The sequence below is a fragment of the Streptomyces sp. NPDC058052 genome, from assembly GCF_042885515.1.
Taxonomy (GTDB): Bacteria; Actinomycetota; Actinomycetes; order Streptomycetales; family Streptomycetaceae; genus Streptomyces.
Genome location: NZ_JBHVRX010000003.1, coordinates 435,418 through 452,290 on the forward strand (window position 1 = coordinate 435,418; position 16,873 = coordinate 452,290).

At 75.4% G+C, this 16,873-nt stretch carries 17 protein-coding genes and 1 tRNA gene; 7 read left to right on the forward strand and 11 right to left on the reverse strand.

Annotated elements, in window-relative coordinates:
* Window positions 1–137 precede the first annotated feature (137 nt).
* The 4 genes from ACFVU3_RS06665 to ACFVU3_RS06680 all read right to left on the reverse strand — a co-directional run bounded on the left by ACFVU3_RS06665 (window position 138) and on the right by ACFVU3_RS06680 (window position 2,935).
* Window positions 138–225: transfer RNA gene (locus ACFVU3_RS06665), tRNA-Leu, on the reverse strand.
* Between the two features lie 289 nt (window positions 226–514).
* Window positions 515–1,147, reverse strand: a complete 633-nt coding sequence (locus tag ACFVU3_RS06670; protein WP_390064248.1) for a class F sortase — start codon at window positions 1,145–1,147, stop codon at window positions 515–517.
* Window positions 1,148–1,228: 81 nt separating this feature from the next.
* Window positions 1,229–1,804, reverse strand: a complete 576-nt coding sequence (locus ACFVU3_RS06675; protein WP_390064250.1) for a hypothetical protein — start codon at window positions 1,802–1,804, stop codon at window positions 1,229–1,231.
* A 186-nt stretch (window positions 1,805–1,990) separates the two neighbouring features.
* Entirely contained in the window at window positions 1,991–2,935 is a 945-nt protein-coding gene (locus ACFVU3_RS06680) for a beta-ketoacyl-ACP synthase III (RefSeq protein WP_390064252.1), read from the reverse strand.
* 216 nt (window positions 2,936–3,151) lie between these two features.
* Here ACFVU3_RS06680 and fdhD point away from each other — a divergent pair, with 216 nt between their 5' ends.
* Window positions 3,152–3,979 (forward strand): formate dehydrogenase accessory sulfurtransferase FdhD, encoded by an 828-nt coding sequence (fdhD, locus tag ACFVU3_RS06685; RefSeq protein WP_390064254.1) that lies wholly within the window; start codon window positions 3,152–3,154, stop codon window positions 3,977–3,979.
* 138 nt (window positions 3,980–4,117) lie between these two features.
* On the opposite strand, the gene ACFVU3_RS06690 is transcribed toward fdhD, so the two are convergent.
* Genes ACFVU3_RS06690 through ACFVU3_RS06700 form a run of 3 tightly spaced genes read right to left on the reverse strand, consistent with a single transcriptional unit; the run spans window position 4,118 to window position 6,208 of the window.
* Entirely contained in the window at window positions 4,118–4,501 is a 384-nt protein-coding gene (locus tag ACFVU3_RS06690; RefSeq protein ID WP_390064255.1) for a (2Fe-2S) ferredoxin domain-containing protein, read from the reverse strand.
* A complete protein-coding gene (locus ACFVU3_RS06695) occupies window positions 4,498–5,019 on the reverse strand; it encodes an isochorismatase family protein (RefSeq protein ID WP_390064256.1) in 522 nt (173 codons plus the stop codon). Before ACFVU3_RS06695 ends, ACFVU3_RS06690 begins: the two co-directional genes overlap by 4 nt.
* A 25-nt stretch (window positions 5,020–5,044) precedes the next feature.
* Window positions 5,045–6,208, reverse strand: a complete 1,164-nt coding sequence (locus ACFVU3_RS06700) for a bile acid:sodium symporter family protein (protein ID WP_390064258.1) — start codon at window positions 6,206–6,208, stop codon at window positions 5,045–5,047.
* Between the two features lie 140 nt (window positions 6,209–6,348).
* Between ACFVU3_RS06700 and ACFVU3_RS06705 the strand changes: the two genes are divergently transcribed.
* The 4 genes from ACFVU3_RS06705 to ACFVU3_RS06720 all read left to right on the forward strand — a co-directional run bounded on the left by ACFVU3_RS06705 (window position 6,349) and on the right by ACFVU3_RS06720 (window position 10,904).
* Window positions 6,349–7,221 (forward strand): LysR family transcriptional regulator, encoded by an 873-nt coding sequence (locus ACFVU3_RS06705; protein WP_390064259.1) that lies wholly within the window; start codon window positions 6,349–6,351, stop codon window positions 7,219–7,221.
* A 318-nt stretch (window positions 7,222–7,539) separates the two neighbouring features.
* Window positions 7,540–9,381, forward strand: a complete 1,842-nt coding sequence (locus ACFVU3_RS06710) for an AMP-dependent synthetase/ligase (protein ID WP_390064260.1) — start codon at window positions 7,540–7,542, stop codon at window positions 9,379–9,381.
* A 243-nt stretch (window positions 9,382–9,624) separates the two neighbouring features.
* The gene (locus ACFVU3_RS06715) at window positions 9,625–10,416 is read left to right on the forward strand and encodes an aldo/keto reductase (protein ID WP_390064324.1); all 792 of its coding nucleotides are present in this window, start codon (window positions 9,625–9,627) and stop codon (window positions 10,414–10,416) included.
* A 20-nt stretch (window positions 10,417–10,436) separates the two neighbouring features.
* Window positions 10,437–10,904: an RICIN domain-containing protein gene (locus tag ACFVU3_RS06720; protein ID WP_390064326.1), complete on the forward strand. Its 468-nt coding sequence runs from the start codon at window positions 10,437–10,439 to the stop codon at window positions 10,902–10,904.
* 24 nt (window positions 10,905–10,928) lie between these two features.
* Here ACFVU3_RS06720 and ACFVU3_RS06725 read toward each other — a convergent pair whose 3' ends face one another.
* Both ACFVU3_RS06725 and ACFVU3_RS06730 read right to left on the reverse strand, forming a co-directional pair.
* Complete coding sequence (locus ACFVU3_RS06725; protein ID WP_390064262.1) at window positions 10,929–11,921, reverse strand: class I SAM-dependent methyltransferase; 993 nt, start codon at window positions 11,919–11,921, stop codon at window positions 10,929–10,931.
* 63 nt (window positions 11,922–11,984) lie between these two features.
* Complete coding sequence (locus ACFVU3_RS06730) at window positions 11,985–12,917, reverse strand: AraC family transcriptional regulator (RefSeq protein ID WP_390064263.1); 933 nt, start codon at window positions 12,915–12,917, stop codon at window positions 11,985–11,987.
* Between the two features lie 174 nt (window positions 12,918–13,091).
* Here ACFVU3_RS06730 and ACFVU3_RS06735 point away from each other — a divergent pair, with 174 nt between their 5' ends.
* Window positions 13,092–13,898, forward strand: coding sequence for an NmrA family NAD(P)-binding protein (locus ACFVU3_RS06735; protein ID WP_390064265.1), 807 nt, complete (start codon window positions 13,092–13,094; stop codon window positions 13,896–13,898).
* A 201-nt stretch (window positions 13,899–14,099) separates the two neighbouring features.
* Window positions 14,100–15,728 carry an ABC-F family ATP-binding cassette domain-containing protein gene (locus ACFVU3_RS06740; RefSeq protein WP_390064267.1) on the forward strand — a complete coding sequence of 543 codons (1,629 nt, stop codon included), beginning with the start codon at window positions 14,100–14,102 and terminating at the stop codon, window positions 15,726–15,728.
* 31 nt (window positions 15,729–15,759) lie between these two features.
* Here ACFVU3_RS06740 and ACFVU3_RS06745 read toward each other — a convergent pair whose 3' ends face one another.
* Together ACFVU3_RS06745 and ACFVU3_RS06750 are read right to left on the reverse strand one after the other, a co-directional pair.
* Window positions 15,760–16,521 carry a class I SAM-dependent methyltransferase gene (locus tag ACFVU3_RS06745; protein WP_390064269.1) on the reverse strand — a complete coding sequence of 254 codons (762 nt, stop codon included), beginning with the start codon at window positions 16,519–16,521 and terminating at the stop codon, window positions 15,760–15,762.
* Window positions 16,522–16,560: 39 nt separating this feature from the next.
* Window positions 16,561–16,866 (reverse strand): 4a-hydroxytetrahydrobiopterin dehydratase, encoded by a 306-nt coding sequence (locus ACFVU3_RS06750; RefSeq protein WP_390064271.1) that lies wholly within the window; start codon window positions 16,864–16,866, stop codon window positions 16,561–16,563.
* Window positions 16,867–16,873: the final 7 nt, after the last annotated feature.

A 16,873-nucleotide genomic window follows, 5' to 3' on the forward strand; every position in this document is an offset into this window, starting at 1 on the left:
TCCGGTTCTGGGGCGTTGGTTTTTTTTTATCCCCCCCTGGTCGGTGGGGGGGGGGGGGGGCCCCCCCCCGCCCACGGACGGCTTCCCGGCGGACATACCGAAAGCGCCGGTCGATGAGATCGACCGGCGCTTTCGTGTGGTGTCCGAGGGGGGACTTGAACCCCCACGCCCGATAAAGGGCACTAGCACCTCAAGCTAGCGCGTCTGCCATTCCGCCACCCGGACAAGGTGTCTGTCGTGATCGCGAGTGTTCCCCGCGGCGACATGGATAACTCTACCAGGGGTTCGTGGGCGGTTTCACCAGCGTTTTCCGTGGTCAGTCGCGGGTGCGGGAGGGGACGGTCCCGTGCGCCGGGTGGACCCCCCGGGTCGTGGCCGGACGCACGGGGACCGCCCATCCCCGGGGATGCCGCCGCGGCGGCCGGGAGCCCGGCGCCCCCCGACGCCTGCTCCGCGCTCCACCTTGTCCCCGGGGTGTTGGTCCAGGCCAGTCGGGACGCGGGATTACGTCAGGTCAGCGGAGGGCGGTGAGGCGGGCGGAGACGACGACGTTGCCGGTGTAGCCGCCGGCGCGGGTGTAGGGGCCGCCGCAGGTGATCACGCGGAGTTCGGGGGTGCCGGCGGAGGCGTAGACGCGGTCGGCGGGGAAGGCGTCCTTGGGGACGAGTTCGACGGCGTGGACGGTGAAGACGGCGGTGCGGCCGTCGGCGCGGTGGATCTCGATCGCGCGGCCGCGGGTGAGGGCCCCGAGGGCGTGGAAGACGGCGGGGCCGGCCGGGGTGTCGACGTGGCCGACGACGACGGCGGTGCCGGGTTCGCCGGGGGTGACCGCGCCGGAGTACCAGCCGGCGCGGCCGGGGTGCTCGGGCGGCGGGGCCTCGATCCAGCCGTCGGCGTCCAGGCCGACCCGGCCGAGGGGGGCGTCCACGCCGATCGAGGGGATCGTGACGGAGAGCGGGGCGGAGGCGGGGAGCGCCGCGCGGGCGCGGAGCGGGGACGCCGACGGGGCCGGGGCGTCGGCCGCGAGGGGCTGGGGCGGGCCGGGGGCGGTGAGCTGTTCCGTACCGCCGCGGACGAGGTGGACGCCGACGAGGAGGAGGACCGCGACGACGCCCCAGGCGCCGCGCCGGCCGTACGCGCTGTCCACCGCCTCGGGCCTCCTCTTCTCGGGTGCGGGCTGGTCGCCCCTCCGTCCCGGACCTCGTCACACCGGGACGGAGGGGCCGTCTCAGGGGCGGCCGCCGGCCCGGCCGTGACGGCGGGCGAGGACGACGGCGCCGCCCAGGGCTCCGGTGATGAGGACGGCTCCGGCGGCCAGCTCGGCGGTGCCGAGCGCGTCGGAGCCGGTGGAGCTGCCGAAGCCCGCCTTGACGCCCTTCCGCGGGGCGGGCGGGGCGGTCGGGGTGACGGGGGCGGGCGGAGTGGTGACGGGGGTGACGGAAGGGCCGGGGGTGACGGTCAGGGTGGTGGTGCCGCGTTCGCCCTCGCAGTCGAAGGCGATCTCGTACTCGGCGCCGGCCTCCGCGTCGATGTCGACGGTCGCGCGGCCGGGGCGGCCCTCGGTGAGGGTGACGGTGTCGAAGATCCCCGAGGTGACGGTCACGGACGGCACGTCGCAGCCGTCCGTGGTCAGGGTGACCGTGCCGCCGGGGGCGACGGTGCGCGGGGTGACGGAGAAGCCGAAGGAGGTGATGTCCGTGCCGGTGCCGGTGCCGGTGCCGTCGTCGGCGGAGGACGCGGGGGCGGACAGTGCCACGGCCGCGGCGGCGATCAGGGCGGCGGGAGCGGTACGTATCGCGCGCATGCGGTCCTCCGGGTCGCGGCGGGGGCGTGGGCGCGGAGCCGCTCCGCGTCCGGGTCCGGCGCCGTCGGCGCCGGCACCCCCACCGCGTCCGAAGCTAGGTGCGCCAGGGGGGTGCCGCCACCGGTCCCTCCTGGCGCTGCGCCGAACGGGGCACGCGGCCTCCGCCGTCCGGGCGGGTCCGGGCGCTCAGGGGATGCGGACGACCTGGCCCGCGTAGGAGAGGTTGCCGCCGAAGCCGAAGAGGAGGACGGGGGCGCCGGAGGGCAGCTCGCCGCGCTCGACGAGCTTGGCGAGGGCGAGCGGGACGGAGGCGGCGGAGGTGTTGCCGGAGTCGACGACGTCGCGGGCGACGATCGCGTTGACGGCGCCGATCTTCGCCGCGAGGGGCTCGATGATGCGCAGGTTGGCCTGGTGGAGCACGACGCCGGCGAGGTCCTCGGGCGTGATACCGGAGCGGGCGCACGCCTCCCGGGCGAGGGCGGGGAGCTTCTGGGTGGCCCAGCGGTAGACGCTCTGGCCCTCCTGGGCGAAGCGCGGCGGGGTGCCCTCGATGCGGACGGCGTGGCCCATCTCGGGGACCGAGCCCCACAGCACCGGGCCGATGGCGCCGGTGTCGGTCTCGGTGGCCTCGACGATCACGGCGCCGGCGCCGTCGCCGGTGAGGACGCAGGTGGTGCGGTCGGTCCAGTCGGTGATCTCGGTCATCTTGTCGGCGCCGATGACGAGCGCGCGGCGGGCGGAGCCGGCCCGCACGGCGTGGTCGGCGGTGGCGAGCGCGTGGGTGAAGCCGGCGCAGACCACGTTGAGGTCGAGGGTGGCGGGCGAGCCCATGCCGAGGCGGGCGGCGACCCGGGCGGCGGTGTTGGGCGAGCGGTCGATCGCCGTGGAGGTGGCGACGATGACGTAGTCGATGTCGCCCGGAGCGAGGCCGGCGGCGGCCAGCGCCTTGCCGGCGGCGTGCGCGGCGAGCTCGTCGACCGGCTCCTCCGGACCGGCCATGTGCCGCGTGCGGATGCCGACCCGGCTGAGGATCCACTCGTCGCTCGTGTCGACCAGCTCGGCCAGGTCGTGGTTGGTCAGTACCTTGGCGGGCTGGTAGTGCCCGAGCGCGGCGATGCGAGTGCCCGTCATCCCGGGACCCCCTCGATGGTTCGTTCAGCGGCAGGAACCACCCAGTCTTGCCAGCGACTCATGGGTAACAGGTGACGTAAACCACCAAGATTCCCCCTGGTCGCTTGGCCGACCATGACAAGGGGTCAGGCGGCGCACCGGATCGGGCGGGCCTGGCGGGGGTGTCGGAGAATGGCACGGTCAGGGGCAGGAACAGCGGAATCGAAGGCGGCGGGGATGGGACGGGTCACCGAGCGACGGCGGGTCACGCGGATCCGGGGCGGCGCGGTGAGCGCACGGCCGGACACGCTGGTGGCGGAGGAGCCGCTGGAGATCCGGCTGAACGGGCGGCCGATCGCGATCACGATGCGGACGCCGGGCGACGACTTCGCGCTGGCGGCGGGGTTCCTGGTGAGCGAGGGGGTGCTCGCCTCGGCCGCCGACGTGCGGTCGATCGTCTACTGCGCGGGGGCGAAGGAGGACGGCACGAACACGTACAACGTGGTGGACGTGAAGCTCGCGCCCGAGGTCGTCGTCCCCGACATCACGCTGGAGCGGAACGTCTACACGACCTCCTCGTGCGGGCTGTGCGGCAAGGCGAGCCTGGACGCGGTGCGGACGACGGCCCGCTTCCCGATCGCCGACACTCCCCCGGTACGGATCTCCCCGGCGCTGCTCTCGGAGCTGCCGGACCGGCTGCGGGCGGCGCAGAAGGTCTTCGACACGACGGGCGGGCTGCACGCGGCGGCGCTCTTCTCGGAGGACGGCGAGCTGCTCGACGTACGGGAGGACGTGGGCCGGCACAACGCGGTCGACAAGCTGGTCGGGCGGGCGCTGCGGGAGGACCTGCTGCCGCTGGAGCGGGCGGTGCTGCTCGTGTCGGGGCGGGCCTCGTTCGAGCTGGCGCAGAAGGCGGTGATGGCGGGGATCCCGGTGCTCGCCGCGGTGTCCGCGCCGTCCTCGCTGGCGGTCGACCTGGCGGCGGAGACGGGTCTGACGCTGGTCGGCTTCCTGCGCGGGCCGGACATGAACGTGTACGCGGGCGAGCACCGGATCGCGCTCTGAGGCGGGCGGCCGGGCCGTCCCTTCCGGAATCCGATCCGAAATCCGAGGCGGGCGGCCGGGCCGGCTCTTCCGGATCCTCGGGAAAGCGGCCCGGGCCGTCCCTTCCGGATCACGCCGGGCCGGTCCTGGAGGGACGGCCTAGTTCTTCGGCGGATCGATCATCTGGAGGGCCAGGGTCGCCGGGGGCGGGGCGAGGCCGGGGCCGCCGGCCTCCGTCCAGGCGAGGATGTCGTCGAGGCAGTCGTCGTCGAGGCTGAAGCCGATCCAGGCGGCCCGGCCGCCGCGCCGGCGGCCCTCGGTGGAGGGCTGGACGACGACGATGTTGGCCTGGGCGCAAGGGCCGAGACAGTCGCTGGTGCGGACGGCGAGCCTGCCGCCCGAGGCCGCGGCGGCGGCGCGGAGCCGGTCGAGCTGGCCGGCGTGGTCGGTGCCGGGGTTCTTGCGGGGGTCGCCGCAGCAGCAGCCCCGGCAGACGACGAGGGAGCAGGGGCGGGACCCGTACCGTATCGGGACGCGGCTCATCCGTGGCCGTCCAGGGTGATCTCGCGGACGGCGGCGACGGTGCCGAGGCGCGGGAAGTCGAGGTCGACGGAGGCCCGGTGCTCGTCGGCGGTGAGCGCGGTCATGGCGTCCTCCGCGAAGACGAGGTCGTAGCCGTGGTCGGCGGCGGCGCGGGCGGTGGACTCGACGCCGAGGTTGGTGGCGATCCCGGCGAGGACGAGGGTGCGGACGCCGAGGCCGGTGAGCAGCTCGTGCAGGCCGGTGTCCTGGAAGCCGCCGATGGTGCGCTTGACGACGACCGGCTCGCCCGCGCGCAGGAGGTCGGGCACGAGGTCGCTGCCGGGCGGCTGGGCGGGGACGCCGGGCCGCTCGACGCGGAGGTGGACGACGGGCGCGCCGGCGGTGCGGAAGCCGGCGGCGAGCCGGTCGGCGGCGGCGAGGACGTCGGTGCCGGGGCGGGGGGCGAGCGGCAGCGCGACGATCCGCTCCATCAGGTCGACGAGGAGGAGCGCGGTGCGGCCGGGATCGAGTGAGGGCATGGGAGCACGGTAGCCGCCCGGATGATCACCGCGGCGGGGCCGGTGGCGCGATCCGGCCCGGGCCGGGGAGGGAAGCCGGTACGGAGGCGGGGGCGGCGTCCGGGCCGGGGTGGGGCGGGCGCACGGAGGCGGGGGCGGCGTCCGGGCCGGGAAGGGGAACCGGTACGGGCGCGGCGTCCGCGTCGGCGGGGGCGGGCTCCGCGGCTCGCCCGGTCGCCTCCGGGTCGCGGGCGCGGCGCTTGGCGAGGACCGCGCAGACCATGAGCTGCATCTGGTGGAAGAGCATCAGGGGCAGCACGGCGAGGGAGGCGTGGGTGCCGAAGAGGACGCTCGCCATGGGCAGCCCGGCGGCGAGGCTCTTCTTGGACCCGGCGAACTGGATGGCGATCCGGTCGGCCCGGCCGAAGCCGAGCTTCCCGGCCCCGTACCAGGTCAGGGCCAGCATCAGGGCGAGCAGGACGGCCTCGGCGGCGAGCAGCAGGGCGAGCCGGCCGGGGGTCACCAGGTGCCAGATGCCGGCGGCCATGCCCTGGCTGAAAGCGGTGTAGACGACGAGGAGGATCGAGCCCCGGTCGACGTGTCCGAGGACCCTCTTGCGGCGCGTCAGGAATCCCCCGACCCAGCGGCGCAGCGCCTGGCCGAGGAGGAAGGGCACCAGGAGCTGGAGGACGATCTTGAGGAGGGCGTCGGCGGAGAGGCCGCCGGTGCTGCCGCCGAGCAGGGCGGCGGCCAGCAGCGGGGTCAGCACGATGCCGGCGAGCGAGGAGAAGGAGCCGGCGCAGATCGCGGCCGGCACGTTGCCCCGGGCGATCGAGGTGAAGGCGATCGACGACTGGATGGTCGAGGGGACCAGGCAGAGGAAGAGGAAGCCGCCGTACAGCTGGGGGGTGAGGACGGCCGGCACGAGTCCGCGGGCGGCGAGGCCGAGCAGCGGGAAGACGAGGAAGGTGCAGCCGAGGACAGTGAGGTGGAGCCGCCAGTGGCGCACTCCGTCGAGCGCCTCCCGGGTGGAGAGCCGGGCGCCGTACAGGAAGAACAGCAGCGCGACCGCGCCCGTGGCGGCGGACTCGACGGCGGTGGCGGCCGCGCCGGTGGCGGGCAGCAGGGCGGCGAGGCCGACGGTGCCGAGCAGGGCGAGGACGTAGCCGTCGACCGGCAGCCAGGACGGCAGGAGGGGGCGTCGGTTCATGACTCCGCAGGGGGCTGGTGGGGGTCGGTACGCCGTCCCGTCGGGGGCCGGCGCGCCTTCCCATCCTGGTCCACGGCCCCGTCATCGGGAATCCCGTACAGCGCACTGACTGTCATCACGTTCCGCGATAACCTCGGCGCGTGTACGAGCCCACCCAGCTGCGCACCTTCCTCGCCGTCGCCCAGACGCTGAGCTTCACGCGGGCCGCCCGGCGGCTCGGGCTGCGCCAGTCGACGGTCAGCCAGCACGTGCGACGCCTGGAGGAGGCGACCGGGCGGCCGCTCTTCACCCGTGACACCCACAGCGTGGAGCTGACCGAGGACGGTCAGGCGATGCTCGGCTTCGCCCGCACGATCCTCCAGGCGCACGAGCGGGCGGCGGCCTTCTTCACCGGGACGCGGCTGCGCGGCCGGCTGCGGTTCGGCGCCTCGGAGGACTTTGTGGCGACCCGGCTGCCGGAGATCCTGGAGTCCTTCCGGCGCGCCCACCCGGAGGTGGACCTGGAGCTGACCGTCGGCCTCTCGGGGACGCTCCAGGCGCGGCTCGCGGCGGGCCGGCTCGATCTGATCCTGGCCAAACGGGGCGCCGGGGCGGACGGCGAGGGCGGGGTGCCGGTGTGGAGCGACGTCCTGGTGTGGATCGGGGCGCCGGGGCTGCGGCTCGATCCGGAGCGGCCGGTGCCGCTGATCGTCTATCCGCCGCCGGGCATCACCCGGGCGCGGGCGCTGGCGGCCCTGGAGGCGGAGGGCCGGGCGTGGCGGATCGCGTGCACGAGTTCCAGCCTGAGCGCCAACGTGGCGGCGGCCCGCGCGGGGCTCGGCGTGATGGCCCACACGCGCGGCCTGGTGCCGCCCGGACTCGTGCCCGTACCGGCCAGATCGGGCCTGCCGGAGCTGGGCGAGGTCGACTTCGTGCTGCGCACGGGGCGGCGCGGCGGTACGACCCAGGAGGCGGCCGACGCGCTCGCCGAGGCGATCCTGGAGGGCGGCGACGGGCTGCGGCGGCCGGGCTGAGGGGGCCGGCAGGCGGGCGGAGGCGGACCGGGGCGGCGGCGGGACCGGTGCCCGTCGGATACCGGCCGGTCACGGTGGCGTGCCGGGGCGGTACAGATTCGGTGGAGACTTCGCGGCCGGGGGACGTACCGCTCGGTACGCAACGAGCCCGCCATGGCCGCCACTTGCCTCCTCACCTGCCCTGACCTGTGCGAACGGGGAATGTCGCGGCTTGGTGAAGGTCCTGCCGCCGCTGCTCCGGGTGGGGTACGGTCACGGCGCCGCAGCCGTCACAGCGGCCCCTTTCAGCCACCGAGCCGTCGAGGGAGGACCAGGTCCGTGCGCGAGTTCACCGTGCCGCCCGTCGAGGCGGCTCCGCTGAGCGGCGGCCTTGCGGACGCCGTCTTCACCCGCGCCGCCGACACCCCCGGGGCGATCGCCTTCGGGCGCCGGACGGCGGACGGGGCGTGGCAGGACGTGACCTGCGCCCGCTTCCGTGACGAGGTGCTGGCCCTGGCGAAGGGGCTGGTCGCGCACGGTGTCCGGTTCGGCGACCGGGTCGCGATCATGTCCCGTACCCGCTACGAGTGGACGCTCTTCGACTTCGCGCTGTGGACGCTCGGCGCCCAGCCCGTGCCGGTCTACCCGACCTCCTCGGCCGACCAGGTGCACTGGATGCTGTACGACGCCGAGGTCACCGCCTGCGTGGTCGAGCACGAGGACCACGCCATGACCATCGGCTCCGTGGTGGACCGGCTGCCGCGGCTCCAGCGGCTGTGGCAGCTCGACCCCGGCGAGGACGCGGGTCCCGGCGCGGTCGCGGAGCTGACCGCGGCCGGCGAGGGCATCGACGAGGACGTGGTGCACCGGCACCGGCGGGCGGTGACCCCCGAGTCGGTGGCGACGGTCATCTACACCTCGGGCACCACCGGCCGGCCCAAGGGCTGTGTGATCACCCACGCCCACTTCATGTTCGAGACGGACGCCCTGCTCGCCGGCTGGGAGCCGATCTTCCGCTCCCGCCCCGGCGACCAGGCGTCCACCCTGCTCTTCCTGCCGCTCGCCCACGTCTTCGGCCGGATGGTGGAGGTGGCGGCCGTGCGGGGCGGGGTGAAGCTGGGGCACCAGCCGTCGATGACGGCCTCGGCGCTCCTGCCCGACCTGGTGTCGTTCCGGCCGAGTTTCGTCCTCGCCGTGCCGTACGTCTTCGAGAAGATCTTCCACGCGGCGCGGCGCCGGGCCGAGGCGGACGGGCGCGCCGGCGTCTTCGACAAGGCCGTGGACGTGGCCGTGAAGTACGCCGAGGCGCTGGAGCACAAGGCGTTCGGCCTGGGGCCCGGCCCGTCGGCGGCGCTGCGGGTGCAGCACCAGTTCTTCGACAGGACGGTGTACGCCAGGGTGCGCGAGGCGCTCGGCGGCCGGATCCGGTACGCGATGTCGGGCGGCTCGGCGATGGACCGCGCGACCGGGCTGTTCTTCGCGGGCGCCGGCGTCACCGTCTTCGAGGGGTACGGCCTCACGGAGTCGACCGCCGCCGCGACCGCGAACCCGCCCGGCCGGGTCCGGTACGGCACGGTGGGCCGGCCCGTGCCCGGCACGACCGTGCACATCGCGGAGGACGGCGAGGTGTGGGTCCACGGCGGCCAGGTCTTCTCCGGCTACCTCAACGACCCGGGGTCCACCGCCGCCGTGCTGAACGACGGCTGGCTCGCCACCGGCGACCTCGGCTCGCTCGACGCCGAGGGCTATCTGACGATCACCGGGCGGAAGAAGGAGATCCTGGTGACGTCCGGCGGCAAGAGCGTGGCGCCGACCGGCCTGGAGGAGCGGGTCCGGGCGCACCCGCTGATCGCCCAGTGCCTGGTCGTCGGCAACGACCGGCCGTACATCGCGGCGCTGGTCACCCTGGACCAGGAGGCGGTGGACCACTGGCTGGCCATCCAGGGCCGGCCTCCTCTCTCCGCCGCCGAGCTGGTCCGCGATCCCGACCTGGAGACGGAGATCCGGCGCGGGGTGGTGGCGGCGAACACCCTGGTCTCGCAGGCGGAGTCGATCCGCACCTTCCGCATCCTCGCCCACCCCTTCAGCGAGGAGCACGGGCTCCTCACCCCGTCGCTCAAGCTGAAGCGGAAGGCGATCGAGCGGGCGTACGCGGCGGAGGTCGAGGCGCTGTACGGATGACGGGAGCCGGCGGGACGGACCGGCCGGGCGGGCCCGGCGGCCCGCGGGCCCGCGCGGAACACGGAACGCGGGCCGTGGACCGCGGACCGTGGCGCGGTCGCCGGAATGATGCGGGGCGGGTGATCGTTGGACCGCAGGGGCGGGCGCTCGCGCGCCCGCCGACGACCACGACGACGTAAGGATCCATCCCACGTGAGCACGGACAACAAGGTCCCCTCGGTCATCCTGAACAACGGCGTGGCGATGCCGCAGCTCGGCTTCGGTGTCTGGCAGGTGCCGGACGACGAGGCCGCGAAGGCCGTGGCCACCGCCCTGGAGGCCGGGTACCGCTCCATCGACACGGCGGCGATCTACGAGAACGAGCGGGGCACCGGCGAGGCCGTCGCCGCCTCCGGGATCCCCCGCGAGGAGCTCTTCGTCACGACCAAGCTGTGGAACAGCGAGCAGGGCCACGACTCCGCCCTGCGCGCCTTCGACGCCTCCCTGGAGCGCCTCGGCCTCGACTACGTCGACCTGTACCTGATCCACTGGCCGGTCCCGGCCAAGGACACGTACGTCGACACCTACCGGGCCTTCGAGAAGATCCTCTCCGACGGCCGCGCCAAGGCGATCGGCGTCTCCAACTTCCTCCCCGAGCACCTGGAGCGGCTGACGGCCGAGACCTCCGTGGTGCCCGCGGTCAACCAGATCGAGCTGCACCCGCAGCTGGCGCAGGCCGAGTCCCGCGCCCTGCACGCCCGTCTCGGCGTCGCGACCGAGGCGTGGTCGCCGCTCGGCCAGGGCCGGGGGCTGCTCGACGTCCCGGCGCTCGTCGCCATCGCCCGCAAGCACGAGCGCACCCCCGCGCAGGTCGTGCTCCGCTGGCACCTCCAGCTGGGCAACGTGGTCATCCCGAAGTCGGTGACCCCGTCCCGGATCCGCGAGAACATCGAGGTCTTCGACTTCGAGCTGGACGCGGAGGACATGGCCGCGATCGCCGCGCTGGACGAGGGCCGGCGCCTGGGCCCGAACCCGGCGCAGTTCAACATGGCCTGAGGCGCCCGGTGACGGGGACGGTGGACGGGGGCCCGGCCCCCGTCCAGGACGGGCTGTACCAGGTGCGGAACGTGGGCAGCGGGCTCGTCCTGGAGGTGTACGCGGGTTCGCGGCGGGGCGGTGCCAAGGTGCAGCAGGGCGCCGCGACGGACGCCCCGGGGCAGCGCTGGCAGGTGTCCGCCGTGCCGAACGGCGGCGGGCTGTACCACCTGGTCAACGCGGCCAGCGGGAAGCGGCTCGACGTGGTGAACGCCTCCACGGAGCCGGGCGCGCTCGTCCAGCAGTGGCGGGCGAACAACTTCGGCGCCCAGGAGTGGATCATCGAGCAGGACGTCCAGGCACCCGGCACGGTCACGCTGGTGAGCTTCGTCAGCGGGCTGCTGCTGGAGGTGGCGGACGGGTCGGCCGCCGAGGGCGCCGACATCCGCCAGGGGGAGGACACCGACTCTCCGTTCCAGTGGTGGCGGCTGGAGCCGGTGTCCTCCTGAGGCACGGGCGGCGGCCCGCGCGGTTCAGCCCTTGCGGGCGGTGTGGACCGTGTGGGCCGTCAGGTGGAAGAGGTCCGTCCGGCGGTGCAGGGACTGCTCGTCGGACGGGTCGAGGAGCCGGTCGAGGGTCGTGCGGTCCTCGGCGCCCAGCCGGTCGCCGAAGCCTTCGCGGAGCCGTCCGAAGTGGCTGACGGCGAGCTCGCGGACGACCTGCGGGACGGGCGCCGGCACGTCGACGAGGAAGGTGCGGGTGCCGGCCGGGGTGAGGCCGGCGGAGACGAACAGGGCGCGCCAGTCGTCCGGTTCGTGTGTGGCGCCGGGCAGCTCGGAGCGCATCCGGGCGAACCAGTCGGCGTGCTCGGCGTCGAAGCGGGCCTCCAGGCCGGGGCGGCCGATGCCGATGTCCCGGGGCAGGTGACGGGGGGTCAGCCCGCCCTCGACGAGGGCGACGAGGCCGCCGGGGCGCAGCACCTCGGCGAACTCCGCGAGCGCGGCCCGCTGGTCGCCGATGTGGTGCAGCGAGTTGCCGGCCCACAGGAGGTCGGCCTCGCCCAACGTGCCGGTGTCCGCCGGGAGTTCCGCGCGCAGGGTGGTGACCCGGGCGCCGAGCCCCTGAGCCTCGGCGCGGGTGCGGGCGCGCTCCAGGAGCTCCGGGGTCGCGTCGACGGCGACGGTCTCTGCGTACGGGAACGCCTCGGCGAGGAGCGTGGTGATGACGCCCGGGCCGCTGCCGATGTCGAGCAGGCGGCGCACTCCGCTCGCCGGGACGAGGGTGCCGAGCCAGGCGGCGGCCTCGCGGTAGGCGGTGCCGGCGACCTCGGCCTGGCGCTCCAGGAGCGGGGCGAGCCGGCCCCAGTCCAGCTCGTCGCCGTGGGCGTGGCTGTGGGAGTGGTCGTGGGAGTGGCCGTGCGCCGGGCCGTGGGAGTGGCCGCCGCCGGCCGCGTGGCCCGCGGGGCAGGCGTGGCCCGGGCCGTGGTCGTGGACGGGCGGGGCGGAGGCTTCGCGATGCTGGGTCATGGGACCAGCGTGCGCAGGACCCCCCGGAAACGCGAGAAAAGTTGCCGGTACGGCAAACGGGCGTCAGGCTCCCGCCCGGTGCTCCTGCGGGCTGAGGCCCCGCACCCGCTTGAAGGCGGCGCTGAGGGCGAAGGCACTGCCGTAGCCGACCCGGCGGGCAACGGACTCCAGGGTGGAGTCGCCGCCCCGCAGCAGGTCGGCGGCGACCGCGAGCCGCCAGTCGGTCAGGTACGTCATCGGGGGCTCCCCCACCAGCTCGGTGAAGCGGCGGGCCAGCGCGGCCCGGGACACTCCGGTCTTCGCGGCGAGGCCGGCGACGGTCCACGGGTGGCCGGGGTCGTCGTGGAGGAGCCGCAGGGCGCGGCCGACGACCGGGTCGCCCATCGCCCGGTACCAGGCGGGCGGCTCGGCGCCGGGGCGGGCGAACCAGGCGCGGACGGCGGCGATGAGGAGCAGGTCGAGGACGCGGTCGAGGACGGCGCTCTGGCCCGGTTCGTCGCGGGCGATCTCCTCCTCCAGGAAGGGCATCAGCGGGCAGCGCCAGAGCTCGGCGGGGAGGTGCGCCACGGTCGGCAGGGCGTCGAGCAGCCGCCGGCCGACCTCGCCGTCCATCTGGTAGGTGCCGACGAGCACGGTGGTGCCGCCGTCGAGGGCGTTGCCCCAGGTCCGCACGCCCAGGCTCATGGCCTCGGCGAGCGGTTCGCCGGACAGGGTCGCGCACGCGCCGCCGGGTCCGACGCGGGCGAAGGGCGGACGCTCCGGGGCGTCGGCGACGGTGTACGGCTCCGGGCCGCGCACGACGGCGATGTCGCCGGGCCGCAGGGTCACGGGGTCGCCGGAGGCCGGCACGATCCACGCCTCGCCGTCGGTGACGCACATCAGGCAGAGCGGGGCCCCGTCCTCGATCCGTACGGACCACGGGGGTTCCATCACCATCCGCAGGAGGAAGGCGCCCTTGGCGCGGGGCCCGTCGAGCAGTCCGGCGAGAGCGTCCATGGCCCGCAAGCGTAGTGCCGCCCGGGCGGGAGCCGGCGGGAACGCCCGGAGGGGCCTCCGGGGCCTGGACGCACGCGTATGCGGCCGAGGCTCTGGAGCATGGGCGCGGGGGCGGCGGGGCGGGAGTCTGGAGACGTCACGAAGGACGTGGCGAGGAGCGGCGAGGAGTCGGCCATGACGGTCCGTACGGTGCTGGTGACGAGTGCGACGGGGAAGACCGGGCGCAAGGTGGCGGAGCGGCTCGCGGCGCGCGGGCTGACGGTACGGGAGGGCTCGCGGTCCGGCCCGGTCCCGTTCGACTGGGAGGACCCGGAGGGCTGGGCGGCGGCGCTCCGGGGCACGGACGCGGCGTACGTGAACTACTACCCGGACCTGGCGGCGCCGGGCGCGGTGGCGGCGATGACGGCGTTCGGGGCGGCGGCGGCCGGGGCGGGGGTGCGGCGGCTGACGCTGCTGTCGGGGCGCGGCGAGCCGCTGGCCGCGGCGGCGGAGGACGCGCTGCGGGAGGCGGCGGGCGGGGTCGAACTGACCCTGGTCCGGGCGTCGTTCTTCGCGCAGAACTTCACCGAGGGGCTGCTCGCGGAGGGGGTCGCGGCCGGTGAGCTGGTCTTCCCGGCCGGTGACACCCGGGAGCCGTTCGTGGACGTGGCGGACCTCGCGGACGTGGTGGTGGAGACGCTGCTGTCGGACGCCCACGCCGGCCTCGTCCACGAGCTGACCGGTCCGCGGGGCCTGACCTTCGCCGAGGTGGCGGCCGAGCTCTCCCGGTCCTCGGGGCGGCCGGTGACGTACACGGCGGTGCCGGCGGGGGCGTACGCGGAGCTGCTGGCCGGTCTCGGTCTCCCCCGGCCGGAGGCGGAGTGGCTGGCGGACCTCTTCGCGACGCTGCTCGACGGGCACAACGCGGAGCCGACGGACGGCGTGAAGCGGGTCCTGGGACGCGAGCCCCGCTCCTTCGCCCGGTTCCTGGCGGAGGGCTAGGCCCTGTCCGGAAGGTCCTGCCCGGCGCGCGGCGGCCCCGGGACGAAAATCCCGGGGCTTCGTCCGGCCCGGCTGTTAGCCTGGGCGTATGGGTGCGTTCTCCTACTACTTCCTCTGATTCCGGGTGCCGGCCCGGCCGCCGTCGCGGCCGTCCGCCGGTTTCGTGTGCCCTGATTCCACGAACCCACCAGAGGAACACCCATGCGCGAACGCGCTCAGCTCTCCCTCCGCCATGTCGGCGTCGCCTTCGGGGACCGCCGTGTCCTCGACCAGGTCTCGTTCACCGTCCGCCCCGGCGAGAAGGCCGTGGTCGTCGGCGAGAACGGCTCCGGCAAGTCCACCCTGCTCCGGCTGCTCGACGGCGGACTGGTCCCCGACGAGGGGGAGGTCCTGGTCCGCTTCCCGGGCTCCGTCGCCCGGCTGGCCCAGACGCTGCCGGAGACGTATCCGGTCGGCCCGGACGACACCGTCCGGCACGCCGTCGATCTCGCCCTCGCCGGACTCCGCGCCCTCGAAGCCGAGTTGAGGGAGGCGGAGGCGGAACTCGGCACGGCGGGGCCGGAGGAGCTCGCCGCGTACGGCGAACTCCTCGACCGCTTCGAGGAGCGCGGCGGCTACCGCGCCGACGCCGAGGTCGCCGCCGCCCTGGACGCGCTCGGCCTGGGGCACGTCACCGCCGACCGGCCGCTCGCCACCCTGTCCGGCGGCGAGCAGGCGCGGCTCGCGCTGGCCTGTGTGCTCTCCTCCGGCGCCGAGCTCCTGCTGCTCGACGAGCCGACCAACCACCTCGACCGCGACGCCGTCGACTGGCTGCGGGCACGGCTGGCCGCGCACCGGGGCACCGCGCTCGTCGTCACCCACGACCGGGCCTTCCTCACCGGCTTCGCCACGACGGTCCTGGAGGTCGACCGGGACCGTCGGACCGTGGTGCGGTACGGGGACGGCTGGGCCGGCTACCGGTCGGCGAAGGCCGCCGAGCGCCGTCGCCGGACGCAGGAGCACCTGGAGTGGCGGGAGGAGGTCACCCGTACCGAGGAGCTGGTCGCGGCGGCGGGGCAGCGGCTCGCGGTGACCGGCAAGGACCCGCGCCAGGGCTTCGGCAAGCACCGCCGCTCCAGCGAGAACAAGCTCTCCGGGCAGGTGCGGACGGCCCGCCGCAGGCTGGAGGAGCTGCTGCGGGAGCCGGTGGCCGCGCCTCCGGACCCGCTGCGCTTCGGCGGGCGGTTCGCCGGGGACGGGGCGGAACCGCCCGAGGGCCCGCTCGTGGAGCTGGCGGGCGTGGTCGTGGGCGACCGGCTCGCCGTGGACGGGCTGCGGATCGGGGCCGGGGAGCGGCTGCTGGTCTCGGGACCCAACGGGGCCGGGAAGACGACCCTGTTGCGGGTGCTCGCCGGTGAACTCGCCCCGGACGCCGGGGTGGTGCGCCGCAGCGGCCGGGTCGGTCACCTCGCTCAGGAGCTGCCGCACTCCCCCACCCGCCGGACGGCCCTCGCCGTCTGGGCGCAGGGGCGGCCGGGGCTTCCCGAGGAGCACGCCGGGGAGCTGCTGGCGCTGGGGCTGCTGCGGGAGGAGGACCTGGCGGTGCCGGTGGCCGCGCTCTCCGCGGGGCAGCGGCGCCGGCTCGAACTCGCCCTGCTGGTCTCCCGTCCGGCCGACCTGCTGGTCCTGGACGAGCCCACGAACCACCTCGCGCCCGCGCTGGTGGAGGAGCTGGAGGAGGCGGTCGCCGCGTTCCCCGGCGCGGTGGTCGCGGTCTCCCACGACCGCGCGTTCCGCGCCCGCTTCGCCGGCCGCCGGCTCGAACTGGCGGGGGGCCGGGTGGCCTCCTAGGCCGTTTCCTTCGGGTCGCGCCGGACAGGTCTCAGGAGACCTGGAGGGTGCCGGGCCTGGTGTAGGCCGCGAGGCGGTACTCGGGGGACGGGCGGGGGCGGTCCTGGTCCGGGAGGGCCGCCAGGGCCGTCGCGAGGGCGTCGGTGGTGGCCGGGTCGCCGCGGAACCAGGAGGCGTAGTAGCCGGCGCGGAGCCGGCGGGCGGTGGCCTCCGGGGTGGCGCCCTGGCCGTGGCCGGTGAAGGCCGTGGCGCCGGCCGGGAGGAGGCCGTGGGCGGCGGCGAGGGCGTCGACGCGCCCCGTGCCGTCGTGGGCGGCTGCGGCCGCCCGGTGCGGCCGCAGCAGGGCGTCGATGTCGCTGCCGACGTCGTGGGCGGCGTCCTTGTCGACGGTGACGGCGAGGACGCCGCCGGGGCGCAGCACCCGGGCGGCCTCGGCGACGATCTCCTCGGTGAAGGGCACCAGATGGAGCAGCCACACGGCGCAGACCGCGTCGAGGCCGCCGTCGGGGAAGGGCAGCCGGCGGGCGTCGGCGCGGACCACCCGGCCGGGGAGCCGCCGCCCCGCGGCCCGGAGCATCGCGTGGGCGGCGTCGGCCCCGAGGACGCGCAGGCCGGGCCGGGCGATCCGCTCGGTGACGAGGCCGGTGCCGCAGGCGAGGTCGAGGAGGGTGCGGGTGCCGGGCGGCAGGAGCCGCAGCACGGCGCCGGCCGCCGCCTCGGCCCGCGGTACGCCGCCGCGGGTCTCGTCGTAGTGGGCCGCCTCGGTCTCGTAGTCGAGCAGGGTGTCCGCCATGCCGGGGATCGTACGGCCCCCGGCGGGGCGGACGGGGCGTCAGCGGGCGCCGTGGCCGGGGGCGATGCTCTCGACGCGCTCGGCGAGGGCGAAGTCCTTGTCGGTGACGGCGCCGCCGGCGGAGTGGGTGTGCACGGACAGCGCCACCGAGTCGTAACCGAGCGTCAGGTCCGAGTGGTGGTCCAGCTCCTGCTGGATCTGGGCGACGTGGACGACGAGGGCGGTGGCGGCGAAGTGGTCGGCGAGCCGGTAGGAGCGGACGAGGCGCGCGTCCTCGACGGACCAGCCGGGGAGCTCCCGCAGTCGGTCCTCGATCTCCTTCTGCGACAGCGGCTGCGTGGGCACGGGGGTG